This window comes from Bowmanella yangjiangensis (assembly GCF_018531185.1).
Lineage (GTDB): Bacteria > Pseudomonadota > Gammaproteobacteria > Enterobacterales > Alteromonadaceae > Bowmanella > Bowmanella yangjiangensis.
On the sequence record NZ_JAHDJU010000002.1, the window covers coordinates 1,119,413 to 1,142,220 of the forward strand.

The window sequence follows — 22,808 nt, forward strand, 5'->3', positions numbered from 1 at the left end:
CCATCTGGCCCCTTTTTCTTTTTTACTCTTTGTCTGCTCTGTCGCGTTTTGGGCGATCCGAACGAGGTCTGTCACCTCTGGGCTTGTCGCCTCTGGGTTTGTCGAACTTTGGCTTGTCACGGTTGTCGCGACGTGGTGGCTCATCAGACCATTCACGCAAGTTCATGCGCTGACCGGCAACCCTGGCTTTTTGCAGGATCTGACGGATCTCAGCCGGCATACCTTGAGGTAAATCCACCGTGCTGTAGTTGTCGTAAATTTCGATAGCGCCGATGTGCTTGCTTTCGATACCGGCTTCGTTGGCAATGGCACCAACGATATTGCCTGGCTTAACACCGTGGGCATGGCCGACTTCCAACTTGTAACGCTGCATGCCTTCATCTGGCGTACTGCGACGACGGGGGCCACGGTCACCGCGCTCTCCACCTCTATCACCACGTTCGCCACCTCTGTCACCACGACCGCGACCTTCGCCACGCTCACCGCGTTCGCGGAATCTTTCACCACGCTCTGGACGGTCACCACGAGGGGCGCGCTCTGACAGATCCGGGCGATCAGTTTCTTTCAGCAGCAAAGGTTCTTCGCCTTGTGCGATTTTCGCCAGTGCTGCCATCAATACTTCCGGGGTGGCTTCGGTTTCGGCTTGAATGGCTTCAATAATAGGGATCAACGACTCAATGCTGTCATCTTCCATGGCTTCAACCACGGCTTGCTTGAAGCGCTTCAGACGCTGTTCGTTTAGTTCAGAAACAGACGGAATCGGCATGGACTCAATGCGTTGGTTGGTGGCTTTTTCGATTGCAAACAACAAACGCTTCTCGCGATGCGAGATAAACAGAATAGCGTCACCCTGACGTCCAGCACGACCGGTACGACCGATGCGGTGTACGTAGGATTCGGTATCGTACGGAATGTCAAAGTTGATAACATGGCTGACGCGCTCTACGTCCAGACCACGGGCAACAACATCGGTGGCAATCAGGATATCAATCTTGCCTTCTTTCAGACGCTCAACTGTGCGCTCACGGGAATTCTGCGGAATATCACCATTTAGCGGTTCCACCGCATAGCCGCGGGCAGCCAGCTTTTCCGCCAGTTCCAGCGTAGCAGTCTTAGTACGTACGAATATGATAACGCCGTCAAACTCTTCCACTTCCAGAATACGGGTCAGGGCTTCCAGCTTGTGATGGCCAGCAACCTGACAAAAACGCTGACGAATAGTGCTAGCAGTGCTGACCTTGGAAGCAATCTTTACCAGCTTAGGATTTTTCAGGTAATTGTTGGTGATGTTGCGGATACGATCCGGCATTGTCGCTGAAAACAGCGCAGTCTGGCGCTCTTTAGGGGCGTGGCTGAGGATCCATTCCACATCGTCTATAAAGCCCATGCGCAGCATTTCATCGGCTTCGTCCAGTACCAGAAATCTCAGCTTGTCCAGTTTCAGCGTGCCACGCTTGATATGGTCGATAACACGACCAGGAGTACCCACCACCACTTGCACACCACGCTTAAGGGGGCGGATCTGGTTGTCATAAGACTGACCACCGTAAATCGGAAGTACTTTGATGTCACGATTGAAGCTGGCATAGGTATGAAAAGCTTCAGCTACCTGAATAGCCAGCTCGCGGGTCGGTGCTAACACCAGCAATTGCGTGGTGGTATCTTCAGGATCCAGTCTGGCCAGCATAGGCAGAGCGAAAGCCGCCGTTTTACCTGTACCGGTTTGTGCTTGTCCCAGCAGGTCGTGGCCTGCCAACAGCAGGGGAATGCTCTCCGCCTGGATAGGGGAAGGCTTTTCATACCCCACTTTTTCCAGGGCTTGGAGCAAATGCTCTGGCAGGTTAAGGTCTTTGAAGCTGAGGTCTGTGGTGCTGGTCATCTGGGATCCTGAAAGGGTGGCAAGGCAATTACAACTGCTTGGGCCGACTGCAAAAGCGCTATTATATTAGATCAGCGCAACTTACACCATGTTGTGGACAAATTTATGCCAATAATCCTTTGCAAAAGCGTATCTTGGTCATTGCAATAAAGTCTCAAGCGCAATAGCCTAGGGAGTTAACTAGCTTAGTGACCCCTTTCGCAGATATAAGGATTTCAAGTGCGTAGAACTCTCATTGCTTCCCTGGTGCTCGGTAGCCTGCTGGCCTGTTCTCCAAAAGATTCAGACAGTTATCTTTCTGCCGCCAGAGATGCCCTGGCTAAAGGCGATACGCAGGCCGCGGTACTGCAGTTAAAAAATGCCGTGCAGGTTGCGCCACAAAATGCACAAGCGCGTTTTGAATTGGGCAAACTGTACCTGGAACAACGTCAGTATCAGGATGCAGAGAAAGAGTTGAACAGGGCCATGGAGTATGGCCATCCAGCGGCAGAGGTCGTGCCACTGCTTTCCCGCTCCTATCAGAAAACCGGTGCTGACGTAGCACTGAGCAAACTGGCGAATCGCTATGCAGGCTTAAGTGAAGCGGAAGCCGCTGAGGTTGGTTTTTATCGATTGGAGTCCATGGTCAGGTTGGATCAAAAAGAGAAAGCCAGAAGCTTGATCGAAGAAATTAAAAACTATCAGACCAAGTCACCTTTTAAGTCATTGGCATTAGTGTACGGCTTCCTCTTGGAAGAGAATATTGAAGCCGCAAAAATCCAGTTGGATGACATTCTCAGTGCCACCCCCGCACAACCAGATGCTTTGAAATTGAAGGCCCGTCTGCAGTTGCAGAAGGGCGAAGTGAGTGAGGCGATTGCTACCTATCAGGCTTATCATGAGGCTAATCCTCAGGATCATGAAATTACCTTTATGTTGGCGCGTTTGCTCACGGATAACGGCCGTGCTAAAGAAGCTGAGCCGTTAGTGGATGCCTTGTTGAAACTGAGTAAAGACAATCCACGTCTTAACCAGCTCAAGGGGCTTAGCCGAGCCGACGCCGGTGATTTCGAAGCGGCCCAGGCCTATACCGAGAAAGCCCTGTTAAAAGAAACCACAGATCCCGCCATGCGTCTAACCGCAGGCTTTGCAGCTTACCAGAGCGGAGATTATGAGGGGGCGCGCACGCATTTGTCCTTAGTGGCAAGCGATCTTCCGCCTAACCATCCTGCTTTGCGTTTGCTGGCAGCTGCGCAGTTAAAACTAGGCTTGACTGATCAGGCTGAGGAAACCCTCAGCAAGCTGGAAGGCACTAATGAAGACGATGCTTCGCTGTTTTCTGCCGCCGGCTTTGGCCTGTTAAGAGAGGGAAACTTACAGGCAGCTCAGGCCATGATAGAGAAATCAGAGCAGGTTAGTCATTCTGCATTGGATTTAACCCGCCTGGGCATCCTGCAACTGTCTATGAATGACGTAGATGGCATTTTGAATCTGGAACAAGCACTAGAGCAGGCACCGGATCAGGAAGTCACTCGTACCACCTTGGCCACAGCCTACTTGGCAACCAAACAATACGACAAAGCCCTGTCTTTAGCGGCGGATTGGAAGAAGCAAGAACCCGAGTCAGAGCAAGGTTACCTGCTGGCGGCAACGGCTTATCAGCGCAAGGGTGAAAAAGACAAGGCCATGGCCGAGCTGCAGCAAGCCAAAGCGCTTTCCCCTGATAATCCTAAGGTGCGCTTGGCGCTGATTGATATTCAACTGGTGGACAAACAATACGAAGAAGGTGGTAAGGAACTTGCCGCGTTTTTGCAGGACTACCCGGACAATATTGCCGCCTTGTCACGTTATTTTGATCTGACGCACGTGCAGCAGCAAGGTGAAAAGGGGCTGGCAAAGATAAAGCTGGCTTTTGACAAGCAACCTCAGAACATGTCATTGCGTTTGCTATTAGCCAACGCCTATATGATTTTGGGTCAAAGACAAGACACTATTGCTTTATTGGCAGCGGTGAAGGACGAGGATGATAAGGCTCTGTCCGGTGCATACTGGGATTTGCTGGGTAAAGCATACTTGCAAAGTGACAAGGTGGTGGACGCAGAGGCCCATTATGACAGATGGCTGAAAGCACAACCTGGAAATACGCGCGCTATTCTTGGCAAACTCTTCCTGCTGGATGTACGTAGCAACTTTGATCAAGGATTGACGCTGGCTAAGTCTATGCTGGAGTCATACCCTGACGATGTACGTTTTTTGCAGATTTATACCCACTTTTTGTTAATGAAAGGCAATTATGCCGAAGGGCGCAAACAGTTTGATACATTGCCCGCAGCGCTTAAATCCACCCCTACAGGCAAAGGGATGCTGGGGAGACTACTGGCCGGAGAAGGTGACTGTCAGAATGCCTTGCCAAATATTCTAGAAGCCTATGAATCTAAACAGAATCAGCGCAACCTGACATTGGCGCTTTTCTGTTATAACCGCTTGGGTCAAAAAGACCAGGCCTATCAGATGCTTAATCAGCATGTTGGTCAAAATGACAGAGATTTACCTGCCATCATGTTACTGGCTGAGCAGGAGTTATCGCGAGATAAAGGCAAGGCCATTGACTTGTATAAAAAGTCCTTGGCTTTACATGAGGCCAATTATCTGGTGCTAAACAACCTGGCTTATCTGCTGTTCGAACAAAACAAGTTGGATGAAGCTGAGAAGTTTGCCAAGCGCGCAATAGAACTGAATCCAACGGAGCCTTCGGTATTGGATACCGCCGCGCAAATACTGATAGCTAAGAAAGAGATGGCGCAGGCCGAGACCTATCTGGAGCAGGCCGTAAACAGCGAGGCGGTGACAGATGAGGTCTACCTTAACTATGTTGATCTACTGATTAAAAGGGGTAAGAAGGAACTCGCTAAACGCAGATTAGCCCAGCGCGAATACAAGCAAGAGGGGGCTCAGGAACGAGCAGACAAGTTAGCAGGACAACTATAAGACAACTGAGCTGAAAAGTTGCTTTTCAGCTCAGCAAAAAATCTGTTAGGCTTTGTTGCGCAAAAAATAACCTGCTCATAAGCAAGGAATATAAAAAATGGCTGCCACGCCCAAATCCATTGTGCAGTTAAAAGATAAGCTCAGGGAATTTAATAATTGTTTGGAGGCTGATCCCTCCTGTGTCGAAGAAATGCGACAACTCAAGCAGGCGTTAGAAAGCCTGCTTGAGGAATTGCACATTGACTCTCTACCCGAGCCTGGCAAATAGGCAGGCGTAAGGGGGCAGGTGGATGGTGTTTTGCACTATTGTGCCAGTTGTCACACCATGTCCCTCAATTAACTCGCCGAGTGATTGTTGAATTGCCATAGTTGCGGCCTCACCTGACAAATTGAAACAGGCAAGTAGCTGTTCACCCTGCCATTCCCTGACAAATGCCAAAATGGGTTCGTCTGTATCGATAAACTGAATATCACCAAATAGCAGAGCGGGTTGCGCTTTACGCCATTTCATCAGCTTACGGTAACAATTCAGCACCGAATCTGGGTGTTGTTCCTGCGCTTCCACACTTAGCGGCAGATGCGCATCAGGTACGGGCAACCAGGGTTTGTGGCTGCTGAAACCGCCATGTTGTGTACTTAGCCAAGGATGCGGGGTGCGACATCCGTCACGCCCTTTAAAATTCGGCCAGAAGGTAATACCGTAGGGATCCTGTAGGTCCTCATAAGCCAATTCTGCTTCCGGTAGGCCAAGCTCTTCCCCCTGATACAAACAGATGCTACCGCGTAATGAGCACAGCATGGCCAGCAGTAATTTGGCCAACTGTGGGGAAGCATCGCCTTTACCCCAGCGACTGGCGGCTCTGACCACATCATGGTTACTGATTGCCCAGCACGGCCAGCCATCGAGCATTTTGTTTTCCAGTGTTTCCACTGTTTGGCGTATATAAGCTGCCGAGAAATCATCACAAAGCAGCTCAAAACTGTAGCCCATATGCAGGCGTTTGTTGCCTTCGGTGTATTCGGCCATGCTGGCTAACGAATCTTCCGATGACAGCTCACCAAGGGAAACCGTACCGGGATACCTGTCCAGCAGTGCTCTGAGTGCTTCAATAAAGCCCAGGTTTTCTGGCTGAGTGTTATTGAAGTAGTGATATTGAAAGGCGTACGGGTTGTCTTCTCGAAAACCCCGTCCTTTGCGTTCATGTGCTGGTTTGGCCGGGTTGTCCCGCAGCTGTGCGTCGTGGTAACAGAAGTTAATGGCATCCAGACGCAGGCCATGTACCCCTTTCTTCAGCCAGAATTCGACATTATCCAGCACAGCCTGGCGAACATCAGGATTATGGAAGTTCAGATCCGGTTGGCTGACCAGGAAGTTATGCAAATAATACTGACAGCGTCTCGGCTCCCACTGCCAGGCACTGCCACCAAAAATCGACAGCCAGTTATTCGGGGGGGAGCCATCTGCTTTGGCGTCAGCCCATACGTACCAATCGGCCTTCGGATTGTCCTTGCACTGACGGCTTTCCTCGAACCAAGCGTGTTGGTCTGAGGTGTGGCTAAGCACCTGATCAATCATCAGCTTGATACCTAGCCGATTGGCTTTTTCCACCAACCTTTCAAAGTCCGTCATGTTGCCGAACATTGGGTCGATATCGCGGTAATCACTGATATCGTAGCCAAAGTCCTTCATGGGAGACTTGAAAAAGGGCGAAATCCAGATAGCGTCTACCCCTAAGCTGGCAACATAATCCAGTTTCTCTATGATGCCTGGCAAATCGCCAATGCCATCCTGATTGGTATCGAAAAAACTGCGTGGATATATCTGGTAGATGACGGCGCCCCGCCACCATGGCTGCTCTGTCATGGAATGCTTGATGATTAATTACGATTGCCGAAGGATACGTCAGCGGCCTTGCGACTGTAAAAACCCTGCATACGTATTCAACGCGAATACCTCACCTGGCGAGCCGAATAATGGGCTGCTGATACACTTTGTTACGCTTTGCTTTTCCTGGCCAGTGTCTTCGCTTATGCTTGCGCCTAAGCCCTTGGAATAGGGCTGCAAAATGGAATATCACAGTACTTCAGGGGAAAAAATGGAACCCATCGATTATTCAACTTACAGCCTCAGCGAGCTTTATGAGGCTCGTAAACAACTAGATGACACCATGCATCCTGAGCATGCCGAGATACTGGATGCCTGGATAGCTCATCGCCAGCAAGAGCCGCAAACCGCCTCAACCGGCAAGACATCAGGCGTGGCGCGCCGCTCGGCAGTGCGTTTTCACGGTGACGGACAAGAGTTTTTCGGTATCTGGATTGTTAATCTGCTACTCAGCATAGTGACACTGGGTGTTTACTCTGCCTGGGCGAAGGTGCGAACCAACAGATATTTTTATGGCAATCTGGAAGCAGATGGGCATAGATTCAGTTATCTGGCTGAGCCATTACAAATTCTAAAAGGTCGCATTATTGGCTTACTGCTGTTCGGTAGTTATTTTCTGGCCAGTTACCTTAGTCCCTTTGTGGCGGTTGTTATCATGCTACTGCTGTTTGCCCTGATGCCGGTGATGATCTGTCTTAGCTTACGCTTCAATATGCGTATGACAGCCTATCGAAATATCAGGTTTGCCTTTCGTGGCGGATTTGGGCGGGCCTATGTATTGTTCATGATCTATCCGATTCTGAGCATTTTTACTTTCTATCTGACCATGCCGCTGGTCTTGAAGAAGATCGATGAGTTTATCTATGGTGGCATGCGTTTTGGGGACCGTCAGTTCCAGACTCATTTGCGCACCGGTGAATACTATGTCGCCGCCATAGGTACCAGCATTATTGCCTGTATCGTGGCTACCGTCATTTTTGTGCCAGCCGCTATGTTGATTGCTTTTCTGGCCGGAGGCGGTGCCATGCAAGAACCTGGCGGTGCGGCGGCTACGGGCTTTCTTGTCGCGACCATGCTTGTCTATGTATTAGTGTTGACGGTGGCGAGCTGTTACTACCAGGCACAGATTCGTAACCATCTGTATAACAACACCCAAATCGATAATGTAGCAGAGCTTGAATCGGCGCTTAGTTTCTGGGCACTTGCCAAGTTGCGTCTGGTGAATCTGGTGATGCTGGTTTGCAGCCTTGGTTTGGCTTATCCCTGGGTTAAAGTCAGAACTGCAATACTATTTGCCGAAGCCACCCATATCAAAGTGCTAAGCGAGGCTGACCAGGTGCTGGCTGAGTATAGCGACGAGCCTAATGCCATCGCCGAAGAAGTGTCGGATATATTCGATATGGATATAGGCCTGACTTGATGCGTCACGAGTTGCAAGGAACTCTGTATCCACCGGGCAGCAGCGCTAGCTGCCCGGTGCTTGTGCACCTTTGTGAGGGAGAGTTGCGTGTTCTGGTCAGCGACAGTTGGCACAGTTATACCAAACAAAGTGTGTCTAGTCCGGCTGCACTTGGCCGTATGCCAAGGGATATTAAATTGCCGGATGGCGGCCTGCTGCATGTTCCTGCGTCCGCAGAGGTTAATCGCTGGTTGGATGGGCAGAAGCTGTCGGCCCGCCTGGCTGCGCTGGAAACAAACAGATGGGGCGTGATAGCCAGTCTGGTGCTGGCCCCCTTATTTCTGTTTGGGCTGTTTAAGTTCGGTATACCGGCTATGGCGGTCAGCTTTGCACATTACGTTCCACAGGCGTATATCAATACTGCATCTGAACATACCTTGCTGGCGCTGGATGAATCTATTTTGGAACCCAGTCAGCTTAACCAGGCAACCCAACAGGAATATCTGACCTACTGGCAGAACACCGTAAGTCGCTTGGGACTGCCACCAAGTCGGTATCATATCCAGTTTCGTCACGCTGAAAAGCTTGGGCCAAATGCCTTCGCCTTGCCAAACGGTACTATTGTGATTACCGATCAACTGGTGGCCTTGCTGGAAGGAGACAAACAGGTGTTACAGGCGGTATTGCTGCATGAAATTGGTCATGTAGAGCATCGTCACTCTATGCGCCTTATTGCTCAGACATTGGCCTCTTCTGTTGTCATCAGCTATCTGTTTGGCGATATGTCCGGTATGGCTGATTTATTCGCGGGCGCTTCTACTACCTTAGTGCAAAACCAGTTTTCCCAAGATCTGGAATGGGAGGCTGATAATTACGCGCTGGTGCAATTGGACAAGCTCGGACAAGACGGTGAAAGTTTTGCGTTGGCAATGGAAAAGCTCGCCAGTCTGGCCCCGGCTTCCAGTATGGAACGGTGGTTGTCGTCCCACCCTATGTTAAAAGACCGGATTGATAATGCCCGTCGATAGTTCAGGAATAGTCTGTACGTATCTTTGCTGAATACGTATGCAGTCTGTTGTTAACCAAATGTAATTGCCTTTTACTTGGTCGCGAAGGATGAAGAGTCGAGCGGTACCTTCGCGATTTCAATCACGAATAGGAGGCATAGCATGGAGTTCCGTCATTTCAGATACGCAAGTATCCGCAGCAAACTTAGCTTACTGGCATTAACCTGCTTTTCCACGTTGGCACTGGCGCAGCAAGCCATCGGGCCGGTAACAGGTAAGGATGTGGTATATCAAATCCTGACCGACAGATTTTACGATGGTGACAGCACCAATAACATTCCTACTGGTTCCCCGTCTCAGATTTTTGATGGCACTGGTAGTGATCTTAAGTTGTATCAGGGCGGCGATTTTCAGGGCATCATCGACAAAATTCCCTACTTAAAGAACATGGGGGTAACGGCGGTTTGGATTTCAGCACCTTATGCCAACCGCGACGAACCTATCATTGATTATCAATCTGGCGGCGGTCAGATGGTGTGGTCCAGCTATCATGGGTACCATGTCAGCAATTACTACCGCACTAATGCGCATTTTGGTGACATGAAGGATTTTACCGACATGGTCAATGCGCTTCACAACGAAGGCATTAAGGTTGTTATCGACTTTGTTTCCAACCACAGTAGCCGTTGGCAGAATCCCACCAATAGTTTTGCAGCAGAAAACGGTAAGCTTTACGAGCCAGATCGTGACGGCAACGGCAATTTTGTATTTGATGGAAACGGTAACCCGGTTGATTTAAACAGCGACGGTAGCAGTGACAACCTGATTGCTGATCCCAATGGCACAACCAATCCCGGTTGGTTCCACAGTATAGGTGACCGAGGCTCCGACAGCAGCCGCTTTGGCTATCGTTATCGTGACCTTGGCTCATTGGCTGATTTTACCCATGAGCTTCCCGAGGTAGTGGCCTATTTAGAAGGTGCGGCTACTTTTTGGAAAGGCAAGGGCATAGATGGTTATCGTCACGATGCTACTTTGCATATGAATCCGGCTTTTGCCAAAGGTTTCAGAGACGCCATAGATTCAGCACCAGGGGGTGCCGTAACCCACTTTGGTGAGTTCTTTATTGGTAAGCCCGATCCCAAGTACGGGGAATATGAGTCGTTTCCCGACCGCACTGGTATCAACAATCTGGATTTTGAATATTTTCGTACCCTGACCAACGTAATAGGCAACGGTTCGCAAAATATGCAGGATCTGGCCAGTTTTTATCAGTACACCGATAACGACTACGCCTATGAAAATCAAACGGTTACCTTTATCGATAACCACGATGTACCGCGCTTCTTGCGGGTAAACAGTGACCAGCGCAGTTTGGATGTGGCGCTGGCCCTGACATTAACCTCGCGCGGTATTCCGAACATTTATTATGGTACTGAGCAGTATGTGAACGGTCATGACAGTAGTGAGAATGGCGGGCGGGTATTTATGCAAACCGATACCAGCTTCAGTCAAACCACCAGGGCCTACAAAATCATTCAAAAGCTATCGGCACTGCGCCAGCAAAATGATGCATTAGCCTATGGCCAAACCAGCATTTTGTATTCCAGTGCCGACGTGCTGGTAATGTCCCGTAAGTTCTACGACAAACAAGTCATTATTGCGGTTAACCGCAGTCCCTACAACAGTTACACCGTGCCTGCGCTTTCCACCTCGATGGCAGCCGGCACCTATACCGACGTGCTGACCGCTGAGCTGGGCGGTAGCAGTGTTAGTGTTAGTGGTGGACAACTGGCGTCATTCCAGCTTAGTCAGCAAGAAGTCAATGTATGGAGTTATGACCCTAGCCTAGGTACTGCGCCAAAGATTGGTGACATGCAATCCACTATTGGGCGTAGCGGTAATCAGGTCAAACTCTTTGGTACTGGTCTTGACGGCGCGTTGCAGGTGAAATTTGACACCACCAATGCCACTGTTGTCGCCAACGATTATCACAGTGCAACTGTGACTATCCCAGCTGTTGCTGCCGGTTCTCGCTCGGTGTCCGTGGTAAAAGGTGGGGTGACCAGTAATACCTTTGCATTTGAAGTGCTATCCGATGATCAGAACCAGATGATCTTCCATGTGGTGGCTTACACCCAGCCAGGGGAGCAAGTGTATGTGGTGGGGAATGTCCCTGAACTGGGTAATTGGGATCCGGCCAAAGCCTTGGATGCGTTCCATAATCCCAATCCAAGTGAGTGGTGGAAATGGTTCTTACCGGTCAGTGTTCCCAAGGGAACCAATGTCCAATTTAAGTACATCATCAAAGACAGTATGGGGAATGTCACCTGGGAGTCTGGCGCTAACCGCTCAGCCAGCTCGTCTGCAACAGCTTCAGGTGTAGTGGATTTACCCTTGCATACTTTTCAATAACTGACGGGTGGGGCTGGTTGTCAGTAATCAGTCCCATCTTTTAGATAAGGACAGTGTCACAACCTATGAAAAAGCGTCAACTATTTGCCTTGCTAACCTGCCTCACTGCTAATGATGCTGCCCTGGCGCAGTGCCCGCAAAATTCAGACGCCACACCAAGGGGGCCTATTGCTTTGGATGCCAATGGTGAATTTGTGCCAGCCTGGGCTAAGGACGTAGTGTGGTATCAAATTTTTCCAGAGCGTTTTCGCGATGGCGATCCTAGCAATAATCCTAAGGTTAAGGATATTGCAGGTGCTGACCCGGCGCAGCCTCCCAAGGCCTGGAATATCCATCCCTGGGGCAGTGACTGGTACAAGTTACAGCCTTATGAACTGGAAAATGGTGAAAAGGCCTTGTGGATGCATATGCTTCGCCGTCGTTATGGTGGTGATCTGCAAGGGGTGATAGATAAACTGGATTATTTAAAAGACCTGGGCATCAGTGCCATTTATCTCAACCCGGTTTTTGATGCACCTTCGCTACATAAATACGACGGTGCCAGCTATCACCATATCGACCCCAATTTCGGTCCGGATCCAGAAGGCGACAGAGCCTTAATGGCCACAGAACAGGCCTGGGATCCCAGCACCTGGGTATGGACTAAAGCCGATAAGCTTGCCCTGAAACTGATTGAGCAAGCTCACCAGCGCGGCATACGTATTATCTTCGATGGCGTATTCAACCATATGGGGATTAACAGTTTTGCTTTTGTGGATCTAAAAAAGAACCAGCAGGCATCTCCCTATAAAGACTGGTTCAATGTGGTGTCTTGGGATGACCCCAAAAAGGGCACAGAATTCGATTATTTAGGCTGGTTTGGTGTGAAGTCCTTACCCGAGTTTCGTGAAACCGAGGAGGACTTGGCTCCTGGGCCCAAGGCCTATATTTTTGCTGCCACCGAACGCTGGATGAAACCTCAAGGCTCTGGCTTTTCCCGAGGCATTGATGGCTGGCGTTTGGATGTTGCCTTTTGTGTTGGCCATGGCTTCTGGAAGGATTGGCGCGCCCATGTCAAAGGCCTGAATCCCGAGGCGTACCTTACCGCAGAAATTGTTGACCATCCGGACAAGGTTAAGCCCTATCTGCAAGGGGACGAATTCGATGGTGAGATGAATTACAACTTTGCTTTTACGGCGGCGGAGTTTTTATTCAACCCGCCTCACATGGCCATTAGTGCCAGTGAGTTTGATAGCAAACTCAAAGAGATGCGCGAGCTTTACCCTAAAGGCGTGGCTTATGTGACGCAGAACTTGTTTGGCAGCCATGATTCGAATCGTATTGGCTCTCACATTGTGAATCGGGGGATTGGGAACTTCCGTGACTGGGGTAAGTATTTCAATCTTTCGCAGGTGGGTAACAATCCCGACTATCAGGTACGTAAACCTAATGAAGAGGAGCTGCAACTTCAGAAGCTATTTGTGATCCTGCAAATGACTTATGTTGGGGCGCCTATGGTGTACTACGGCGATGAAGTAGGTATGTGGGGGGCCAATGACCCGGATGACCGCAAGCCCATGCTTTGGTCTGACATTGAATATGAAGACGAAGTGACCAACCCTGACGGTAGCAAGCGTGCGGCTGACAAAGTGAAGGTTAATCAGCAACTTCAGGCTCATTATCGAAAGCTTATTCATATTCGCAATCAGCATCCGGCCTTACAGCGAGGTGACTACCAAAGCATACTGGTGGATGATGAAAAAGGCTTGTACGGCTATGAACGTCAACATCAGGGGCAGCGAGTGAGGGTGATTCTCAACAACAGCGCAGAGTCTCGTCAGGTAGCACTGGATAATGCCGACGGACAACACTGGCAGGAGCTGCTCAGCAACCTTCCTACCGCAATTAAAGAAGGTAAGCTGCAACTATCGATACCGGCTTATTGGGGAGCTGTATTACTAGCAGGGTCTCAATAACGCCATATTCGGTGTCTGAATCGCGCGGGGAGCACTTTAGCTCCCCGTTTTCTTAACCGGCGTCAGGCTAGAGACCTTCGCCCGCCCGTTACTTTGGCTGTTTACAATGGCTTAAAGCTGAAAGTTTTCAGTTTGGCTTTCAAGCATTTAACTGGGTGTGATTTGTAAACATCTTGTGCAGTGTTCTAAGGTTATCTTTAGTTTTCTACTCTATTCACACCTTGTAAATACTGGGGTCAACAAAGGAATGTTAACAAAATGTTCTTCCCTGACTTATGAATACGTATGCAGATGGTTGTGCCGATTAAACCGCCAGCGATACTATCCTTTGCAACATTTTTGACACACTTTTGCATCTGTTTGTGAAAGTTCGGCCCTCATGTGTGGGCTGGTTAAAAGCACACAACAACTCAGGACACTAGGCATGAAAACATTTAAACCCAATCTCATTACCATGGCTTTGTTATCCGGTGGTTTGACATTGATGTCTTTGCCCGCAATGGCACAGCAGGCAAATGCCGAACAAAGCGCAGAAGAAAACGTTGAAGTGATCAAAGTGTCTGGTATCCGTGCCAGTTTACAGCGGTCTCAGGCGTTAAAAATGGATAACACTTCGTTGGTTGAAGTGATTACCGCAGAAGATATCGGCAAACTTCCTGATTCCAGTATTGCAGAATCTATTGCCAGACTGCCTGGCCTGGCCGCACAGCGACTCGATGGCCGTGCTAGCTCCATCTCTATTCGTGGTTTGGGTGAAAACTTCAGTGCCGCTACCTTTAATGGTCGTGAACAGGTATCGCTAGGGGATAACCGCGGCGTTGAGTTCGATGTATATCCTTCTGAAATCATGAATGAAGTCATGGTTTACAAAACCCCCGATGCGTCTCTGATGACTCAGGGTATTGGCGGCACTATTGATATGCGCACGGTTAAACCTTTGAGTTTTGGCGAGCAAAGCATGTCTTTTACCCTACGTGGTGAGAAGAATGATATTGGCAAGCTGAACCCTGATGGCGAAGACACCGGTTGGCGTGGCAGCTTCTCTTACATTGATCAGTTTAATGACGATACCGTGGGTCTGGCCGTGGCCGTGGCGCATATGCAATCACCTAATAATGAAGAGCGTTTTAATACCTGGGGATGGCCTGATGGTGTAGTGGGTGGTTTCAAACCATTCGTTCGTTCATCAGAACTGACCCGTGACACTGTCATGGCGGTATTGGAGGTGGCTCCTAACGATAAACTCAAAATCAATGTGGATGCGCTGTATATTGATTTCGAAGACGAGCAACTGCTGCGTGGTGCTGAAATACCCGCTGCATGGGGCGATGCTGGTATAACAGTAACGAACACAGTCAATGGTCTGAGTCAGTCGGGTGTTATCGGCAGTGCCGACTCCCCGGTTGGTGCGGTGATTCGTAATGATATGAACCTGCGCAAGGCAGATCTGACTGCCGTCGGTTTTAACGCCGAATATGCCCTGACCGATTTACTGAGCCTGGAGTTTGATGCGGCGTACTCAAAGGTGGACAGAAAAACCTGGTCACTGGAGTCTTACGCTGGCTCTGGCCGCGGTGCGGCCTTCCGTCAACCCGAACAGATTGGGTTCACTATGTTGAACAACAATCAAGGGGTTAACTTCAACCCGCAGTTGGACTACGGTAGCCATGATGTCATTCAGTTGGGTAACCCTCAGTCCTGGGGCTGGGGTAACCTGACCGATTTGGAAAGTAATGACGATCAGGATGGCTTCATCAACACCCCCGAGGTGGATGATGAACTGATGACCTTAAAGCTCGCGGCTAAACGGGTATTTGAGGACGGTATCGTCAGCAGTATCGAGTTCGGTGGCTACTATAGTGACAGAGAAAAAAGCAAGTTCGATCAGGGTTTGTTCCTAACCCTGCCGCAAGCCTTGGATGCTAACGGCAACGTTATCCCAGGCTACCGTATGCCGGTTCCGGAAGAATATCGCTTACCTAATGTGTCACTGGATTTCATTGGCTTTGGTGACATGATTGCCTACGATTCTTTCCGCTTCTGGCAGGATGGCAACTACACCGAGTATGACTCACGTTTATCGGATCCTGAGCGCATCAAGCAAACCTGGACAGTCAAAGAGAAAGTTTATACTGCCTTTGTGAAAGCGAATCTGGAAACCGAAATTGGCAGCATCCCGGTAAGAGGTAATGTGGGACTGCAAGTGGTGCGTACCGAGCAGGAGTCAACGGGCGGTGGTGCTAGACGCCTGGCCGACCGTACTATTGACGTACAGCCTACCTTCGGTGGTGACGAGTTTACTGAAGTGCTGCCGAGCCTGAACCTGATTTTTGATGTAGCGGATCAGCAACTGGTGAGATTTGGTGCTGCCCGCACTATGTCACGCTCCAGAATGGACAGAATGAATGCCAGCTCGGGCGAACTGTCATGGAACGAGACTGTAGGAGTGTGGTCTGGCTACATTGCTAATCCGCAGCTTCGCCCTGTGATGGCTGACCAGTTGGATTTGACCTATGAGAACTACTTCCATGAGGAAGGCTACTTTGCTGCCGCGGTGTTCTACAAATCGCTGAAAGACTGGCAATTGGAAGTCCCGAGCCTGGTCGACACCTCAGATTTGACTCCGCCTAATGGTGAGCCTGTTGCGCCACTTGGGGTGATGACGTCCTGGCAGAATCTGGGTGATGGTGACATTCAGGGGGCCGAATTCACCCTGTCCTTATCCGGCGGCATGTTCTCTGATGCACTGGAAGGTTTCGGTGGAATTTTCTCTGCCACGTTCCTCGACAGTTCCATCGACTTTATGTTGGACGTGCCAACCGATACCAGTGGTGGTATGGAGCAGCGTGAGTTCAATATCACAGTACCAGGCTTGTCCGACGAGGTGTATAACGCCACCCTTTACTATGAAAATGCGGGCTTTGAGTTCCGGGTAAGCTGGCGTAGTCGTAGTGACTTCCTGGGTGAAGTGTCTGGTTTAAGCTTGTCTAAAGTACCAGTGCAGGTACTGGGAAGTGATCTGGTTGATGCGCAAATTAGCTATGATTTCTCTGAGTCTGGCATTGAGGCACTGTATGGCCTGACCCTGACATTGCAAGGCCAAAACCTGACGGACGAAGCCTTTGTCACGGCTCATACTGCCGATGGCAATGGTCTTGATGTTCGTGACGCACAAGTATTCGGCCGCAACTTTATGTTGGGTCTGAACTACAAGTTCTAATCAGCCTTGCTGATTAAACAAAACACCTCTGTCTGAGTCATCTGCAGGGGTGTTTTTTTATTCAAATTCAGTCTGCATAATGACAATTGTGTGGTTAACGGATTCCAGCAATAAGGTGGCATAACATGCGCGTAGTGATAGTCGGAGGCGGTTCGGCCGGTTGGATGGCCGCAGCCATGTTGTCGCGTATGATGGGACGACAACTGGATATTACACTGGTTGAGTCCGATGACATTGCCACTGTGGGGGTGGGCGAGGCAACCATTCCACCGATTCAGCACTTCAACCGGGTGTTAGGCATCAGTGAAGCGGACTTCTTACGGGAAACCGGTGGCACCTTTAAACTAGGTATTGAGTTTGAGAACTGGCTCGAGCAGGGCCATAGCTATATGCACGCGTTCGGTGGTTTGGGCAAAGAGATGGGTTTAGCGCCTTTTCATCACAGTTGGTTGCGCGCTGTTGCCCATGGTCGCAATGACAGCCTGTGGGACTTTTCCCTTAACTATCAGGCGGCAAAGGCTAACAAGTTTCAACCGCTCAGCAGCGTCCCTGATACTAAGTTACCCGGACTGGTACATGCCTATCATTTTGATGCCGGCCTTTATGCCAAGTACCTGAGTAAGCTCAGCCAAGGCTGGGGGGTTAAGCGCCTTGAAGGTCTGATTGAGCAAGTGAACCTCAACAAGCAAAATGGAAGCATAGAGAGTCTGCGGCTGCGTAGCGGTGAGTTTATCCAGGCTGATTTGTATGTTGACTGTTCCGGTTTTAGATCCTTGTTGTTGGGTGAAGCGCTTAAGGTCGAGTTTGATGACTGGCGTCACTGGCTGCCCTGCGATCGGGCCATGGCGGTTCCAAGTGAGCGCACTGCACCTCTGCAACCTTATACCCGCTCTATCGCTCATCGAGCCGGTTGGCGCTGGCGCATTCCGCTGCAGCATAGAACCGGCAACGGACTGGTGTACTGCAGTGAGTATTTAACGGATGAGCAAGCTTCTGCCCTGTTGATGGAGCAGTTGGATGCCCCGGCTTTGGCTGAGCCCCGCCTGATTCGCTTTACTACAGGCAGACGCAAGCAGCAGTGGCATAAAAATTGTGTGGCACTGGGGCTGGCCAGTGGCTTTCTGGAGCCATTGGAATCGACCAGTTTACATCTGGTGCAAAGTGGCATTGTCAGGTTGCTTAAGTTATTTCCCAGACAAGGTTGGGTGCAGCAGGAGATTGATGAGTTTAACCGTCAGTCACAAACCGAGTTTGAGCAAGTTCGTGACTTCATTATTCTGCATTATGTACTGAATCGGCAGGAAGAGCCGTTTTGGCAGCGTTGCCGGGATATGTCGATCCCCGATAGTTTGAACCAAAAGCTGGCCCTTTTTGCCAAGACTGGCAAGGTGTTCAGAGAACAGGACGAGTTATTTACCGAGGTTGCCTGGCAACAGGTCATGCTAGGGCAGGGGATTCAGCCTGAAGCATATCATCCGATGGCGGATGCATTATCCGCAGCGCAGCTCAATGAACTGCTGGACAGTCTCAGAACTATTTTTGCCGGCACCGTGCAACGTCTCCCTGTCCATGATGAATTTATAAACAGTTATTGTGCATCAGCCAGCACCTTTTGTTGACCTGGATCATGGTTGTGCTGTTTGCCACTGTACCCTGCTAAATCAGCAAGTGAAAACTTGATCTCAATCAGCTTTTTAAGATCAATAGGAGCAGACAATCCTCTCCAGACACACAACACTTTGGAGAGAATAAATGAAATCTCTGTTCACCACTTCTGCTTTGGTTGCCGCTTTATTCGCCCCAGCTGCGCTGGCCGATTTCCATGTAAATGTAGGCGCCATCAATGTTAACCCTAATGCGGACAGTACTTACCTGAACGTTGTTGAGACGGTTGCTGGTCTGCCACAGAATTCCAGCAAACTGGATGTCGACAGCAACACTCAGTTGGGTCTGACTTTTGACTACGATTTGAATGACAACTGGACCCTGGAGCTGATTGCTGCCACGCCGTTTTCCCATGACATTACTCTGGATAGCACTGTAGGTGCGGTCAACGGTCTGGATGTTGGCGAAACTAAGCATTTGCCACCAACTTTGCTGGCCCAGTATCACTTTATGGACAAGCAACAAGCGTTTCGTCCTTTCGTTGGTCTTGGCCTGAACTATACGCTGTTCTTCTCTGAGAAGGTCAGCCCGGCTCTGACTGATGTGCTGGTAGCGACAGGCGCAGCGTCCGCTGGCGACAAAGTTAGCCTGCATTTGGATGATTCGGTAGGTCTTGCTGTACAAGCGGGTTTTAACTACCGCTTAAATGACAACTGGGGCGTACACGCCATGGTTGCCTGGGCTGACATTGATACCGATGCCGAAGTACGCATCAATGGCACTAATGTACAGTCTGCAAAAGTTAACATCGACCCCATGATCTTCATGCTGGGTGCACGTTACAGCTTCTAAAGTTCCCAACCTCTGTCAGGGGTGGCGGTGTTGAAAGACACCGCCTTTTTTACTTAGGTGGTTAGGTGCTGTAACTGTTCAGCACCTTGCCGCTGTTAAGGTCTATCAATAAGCCCTCAATGACAGCAATTTTTCTGCCGTCCTTATGTTCCAGAAAGAATACTGCCCGATGGCCAGCCCTTGGACGGGTATCTGACATACTGACGTTGCTAAAAGCCATGGGTAAGCCACTTTGGTTGTCCAGCTTATCCGCATCGGATGCAAAATACCCGTATCCCTGCTGGAGAAGTGCAAGATAGTCCTCACGCGTAAGTGTGGTGGCGTCACTCAGGGTATAACCCTTAGCTGGCTGAAATTGCCAGCCATTGGCATCAAATTCAAAAAAGCCGGAGTAAACCGTCAGGTCACCCACTTCCTTAATTCTGGGTTGCCGTGCATTAGGTAAGTTCAAGTCAATCGCCAGGTCGATGCGGTATTGTTGTGACCCTTCCTTCACCAGTAAATCACTCATCAGCACATCGCGAAAGGCCTCTCGGCGATTAAACGGAATGTCTGTATAGGCAGATAAATCCTGCTTGGCATAGCTGCCTGACTGAATGCTATCTATAGCCGCACTGAGCATGATTAGATTCATTTCCCTGGCCACCTGGCGGTTGGGGTCCTGGCGGTGAGCGCCAGATTCAATCAAAATGGTACTGATCCCCATACCAGCCAGATTGTCGCCAAAGGCGCGTGGTGCATAAGTATCGTCGTAACGACCCAGATGTTCGGGGATGCGCGCATCGGCCACCTCCTTCAAAACGCCAATGATCTGCATAGCGCGATGTCTGGCTGGGCTGATACTTTTCCTGTCATTAAAGGCTGGTGCCAGCAGTGAAATGGTGGCCGGGTTGTTATGGTGTCCGGCACTATAAAAACGATTCTGATCGTGCAGATTAAAACCGAAGTCCGGTTTTAATTCTTTTGCCTGCGCCAGCAGAAGACGCCCTTCCGGTGTCTGCAGTGCACGGGCATCCCTATTAATATCTATGCCTTGGGCGTTGGTGCGGGTAGCCTGCTCAGCACCATCGGGGTTGAGCATAGGGATCATATAAATGGTCAGTTTGTCCTGCCAACTTTGCCGCCACCCTTGGTCTTTTTCCATGCGCCGCATTAAATCAAATAACGCGGAGGTGGCGGTGGACTCATCACCATGCATTTGCGACCACAGCATCAGTTTGGTGCTGCCTTTGCCGATTTTAATTCGGTGGATAGGCCGGCCAAGGTAGGAGCTGCCAATATGTTCTACGTTGAACACCGGACTGTCGATAATCTGCTGCAGATGAGGTTGAATATCCTGTTGGCGGATTTGCGCTTTATTCAAGCCTTCAACCTGAAATGATTGCCAATTTTCGGCTGATGCTGACAGTGACATAAAAAGACTCGCTAGCAAGATAACGGATTTCATTGTTTATTACTTATATGTGATTTTGTGGTAATAATTTATTTTTAAAAGGTTAATGACAGGTAGAGTGTAAGTCAAAGTCCTGGCTGCAGTTAGTCCTGAATTATCCGCTATGCAGCGGAACCTGGGTACAAATATGAGGAGTTATCATGGATCGCAGAGGCTTTTTTAAAGCATCCGCCGCTGGCCTGTTGGCCAGCCAACTTATTCCGTCGGTTGGTCAGGCTGCCCAAGCCAGGGTCAGTGTCAGACCCAAGGCATTAAAACCAGGCGATACAATCCGCTTAATTGCACCAGCCAGCGCTATCTTTGACCCCATCGAGTTAGATGTTGCCAGAGAGTCTTTTGAAGCGATGGGGCTGAAAGTCGAGCCTGGTCAACATGTTCTTGACCGCCATGGTTATCTGGCCGGGCAGGATAAGGATCGTGCTGCGGACATCAACCAGGCTTTCGCCGACAAGTCAGTAAGCGGCATTGTGGCACTTCGTGGTGGGTGGGGATGTAATCGACTGTTGCCCTATCTGGACTTTGCCACTGTTGCTGAAAACCCTAAGGTGGTACTGGGCTACAGCGATATCACCTCATTGTTGAATAGCTTCTATCGCAATACCGGTTTGGTATCTTTTCATGGCCCGGTTGGGTTGTCGTATTGGGGGCAATTTCAGGCCCAGCAAGTTCAGAAGCTGTTGTTCGAAGGACAACCCAGCAAGATGCAAAATCTCGCTGAGGACAGCGATGCTCTGACCATGCGCAGTAACCGCGCGCGCACTATCACAGGTGGCAAAGCCAAAGGTGTGTTGGTGGGGGGAAATTTGACCGTGTTTTGCAGCCTTGTGGGCACGCCCTACTTACCAGATATGCGTGGCAAGATATTGATGTTGGAAGATGTGGGGGAAGCCATCTATCGTATAGATAGGTATTTTTCTACCTTGCAGTTATCGGGAATGTTGGAACAGGTGGCCGGGGTGGTCTTCGGTCATTGTACAGAATGCGAGCCGCAGAAAGGTTATGGTGGCTTTACCCTGATGGAAGTCATGGAGCATTACCTCAAGCCTTTGGGGGTTCCATGTTATGTCGGGGCTCAGTTTGGCCACATTAAGGATAATCACATCTTACCCGTTGGTGGTGAGGTGACCTTGGATGCTGACGCCTGTACGTTGGATATGCAAGCTGGCGTATTAGGTTAAAGGCATAAGGTGATTCAGACAGGGATGTCAAAAAGCGAGCCCGGCTTCGCAAAAGGAAAAGGAGATGCTTGTGCGAGCCAAAATCTGCTGGCGGGCTTTGCTGTTATGTTCGATTTCGATGACAAGCTGTGTCTACGCTGATGAACAAGAAGCTATCCACTGGCTGGTGGTTGATTCACAACCGTTATTTATTGTTGATAATGGAAGCCTGGCCGGCGGTGCCATTGGCATACTGCTTTTGCATTTGGTTCAACAGATGCCCGAGGTACAGCATGTTGTAGAGGTGTCTAACAACAACCGGGGTTTTAACGATTTTCTTAACGGCAAGCTGCGCTGCACTGGCGGTTTGGTAAAAAAAACTCAACGTGAAAGCCTGCTGCACTTTTCGCAACCCGTTTTACCTTTTCTTCCCAATGGATTGGCCTACTCGACATCTTCCTCGGCCCTGATTGAACGCCATGATCATAACGGGCATTTTGATGTTGGTGCCTTGTTGATGGAGCCTAAGTTACGCATAGGCGTTATCGCCGGACGCTCCAACGGCGAACTGCTGGATAACTTGCTGGGCCAAGCCGCAATGAAACCCAGGCTGATGGCCTTCACCAAGACCAATGACGCAGAAAAGCTCCTGCACATGGTGTCCTTAAAACGTCTCGACATTGCCATTGTTAATCCCACTGAAATAGGACGTATACAGAAACTGGGGCAACTAGAGGACAATCTGCATTTTTTGCCTTTGATGGCGCAAAGCAATGAACAGTATCTGTATTTTGGCTGCACAAAAGGAGAGTGGGGGGCCCGACATATAGCCAGGATTAATGACCTATTAAAAAACAGTCCGTTATTGGCCGAGGCGGCCGCCATTTATGCAGAATATCTCCCGCGTCGATTGGTTGATTTATATCGTCAGCGAGTGGAAACCTTTCTGGCGTTGAATAGGTAGCTGCTTGCCCCCGATTCCAGTGCATCGTGAAGAATACAGATGAATACGTA

General features: G+C 49.8%; 14 protein-coding genes. 11 read left to right on the forward strand and 3 right to left on the reverse strand.

What is annotated here, in order from left to right; genetic code table 11:
- Positions 1–22: 22 nt before the first annotated feature.
- The gene (locus tag KJY73_RS14250; RefSeq protein WP_214344379.1) at positions 23–1,879 is read right to left on the reverse strand and encodes a DEAD/DEAH box helicase; all 1,857 of its coding nucleotides are present in this window, start codon (positions 1,877–1,879) and stop codon (positions 23–25) included.
- Between the two features lie 219 nt (positions 1,880–2,098).
- Between KJY73_RS14250 and prsT the strand changes: the two genes are divergently transcribed.
- Both prsT and KJY73_RS14260 read left to right on the forward strand, forming a co-directional pair.
- Positions 2,099–4,846, forward strand: coding sequence for an XrtA/PEP-CTERM system TPR-repeat protein PrsT (gene prsT / locus KJY73_RS14255; RefSeq protein ID WP_214344380.1), 2,748 nt, complete (start codon positions 2,099–2,101; stop codon positions 4,844–4,846).
- A gap of 97 nt (positions 4,847–4,943) precedes the next feature.
- The gene (locus KJY73_RS14260) at positions 4,944–5,114 is read left to right on the forward strand and encodes a hypothetical protein (RefSeq protein ID WP_214344381.1); all 171 of its coding nucleotides are present in this window, start codon (positions 4,944–4,946) and stop codon (positions 5,112–5,114) included.
- Here KJY73_RS14260 and KJY73_RS14265 read toward each other — a convergent pair.
- Positions 5,094–6,710, reverse strand: a complete 1,617-nt coding sequence (locus KJY73_RS14265) for an alpha-glucosidase family protein (RefSeq protein ID WP_214344382.1) — start codon at positions 6,708–6,710, stop codon at positions 5,094–5,096. The two genes, KJY73_RS14260 and KJY73_RS14265, sit on opposite strands and share 21 nt — an antisense overlap.
- Positions 6,711–6,942: 232 nt before the next feature.
- On the opposite strand from KJY73_RS14265, the gene KJY73_RS14270 reads away from it, so the two are divergent.
- From KJY73_RS14270 to KJY73_RS14300, 7 genes are all read left to right on the forward strand, one after another.
- Positions 6,943–8,151, forward strand: a complete 1,209-nt coding sequence (locus KJY73_RS14270) for a YjgN family protein (protein ID WP_214344383.1) — start codon at positions 6,943–6,945, stop codon at positions 8,149–8,151.
- Positions 8,151–9,158 (forward strand): M48 family metallopeptidase, encoded by a 1,008-nt coding sequence (locus KJY73_RS14275; protein WP_214344384.1) that lies wholly within the window; start codon positions 8,151–8,153, stop codon positions 9,156–9,158. The genes KJY73_RS14270 and KJY73_RS14275 overlap by 1 nt, the downstream gene beginning before the upstream one ends.
- Before the next feature lie 141 nt (positions 9,159–9,299).
- On the forward strand, positions 9,300–11,552 hold the full coding sequence (locus KJY73_RS14280; protein ID WP_214344385.1) for an alpha-amylase family glycosyl hydrolase: 2,253 nt from the start codon (positions 9,300–9,302) through the stop codon (positions 11,550–11,552).
- 65 nt (positions 11,553–11,617) lie between these two features.
- Complete coding sequence (locus KJY73_RS14285) at positions 11,618–13,507, forward strand: glycoside hydrolase family 13 protein (RefSeq protein ID WP_214344386.1); 1,890 nt, start codon at positions 11,618–11,620, stop codon at positions 13,505–13,507.
- A 424-nt stretch (positions 13,508–13,931) separates the two neighbouring features.
- Complete coding sequence (locus KJY73_RS14290) at positions 13,932–16,727, forward strand: TonB-dependent receptor (protein ID WP_214344387.1); 2,796 nt, start codon at positions 13,932–13,934, stop codon at positions 16,725–16,727.
- 125 nt (positions 16,728–16,852) lie between these two features.
- Positions 16,853–18,346 carry a tryptophan halogenase family protein gene (locus tag KJY73_RS14295; RefSeq protein WP_214344388.1) on the forward strand — a complete coding sequence of 498 codons (1,494 nt, stop codon included), beginning with the start codon at positions 16,853–16,855 and terminating at the stop codon, positions 18,344–18,346.
- Between the two features lie 133 nt (positions 18,347–18,479).
- Positions 18,480–19,184: an OmpW/AlkL family protein gene (locus KJY73_RS14300; protein WP_214344389.1), complete on the forward strand. Its 705-nt coding sequence runs from the start codon at positions 18,480–18,482 to the stop codon at positions 19,182–19,184.
- A 61-nt stretch (positions 19,185–19,245) separates the two neighbouring features.
- Here KJY73_RS14300 and KJY73_RS14305 read toward each other — a convergent pair whose 3' ends face one another.
- Positions 19,246–20,631 carry a M14 family zinc carboxypeptidase gene (locus KJY73_RS14305; protein ID WP_214344390.1) on the reverse strand — a complete coding sequence of 462 codons (1,386 nt, stop codon included), beginning with the start codon at positions 20,629–20,631 and terminating at the stop codon, positions 19,246–19,248.
- 146 nt (positions 20,632–20,777) lie between these two features.
- Here KJY73_RS14305 and KJY73_RS14310 point away from each other — a divergent pair, with 146 nt between their 5' ends.
- Both KJY73_RS14310 and KJY73_RS14315 read left to right on the forward strand, forming a co-directional pair.
- Positions 20,778–21,815: a S66 peptidase family protein gene (locus tag KJY73_RS14310; RefSeq protein WP_214344391.1), complete on the forward strand. Its 1,038-nt coding sequence runs from the start codon at positions 20,778–20,780 to the stop codon at positions 21,813–21,815.
- A gap of 70 nt (positions 21,816–21,885) precedes the next feature.
- Positions 21,886–22,758, forward strand: coding sequence for a hypothetical protein (locus tag KJY73_RS14315; protein WP_214344392.1), 873 nt, complete (start codon positions 21,886–21,888; stop codon positions 22,756–22,758).
- Positions 22,759–22,808 lie beyond the last annotated feature (50 nt).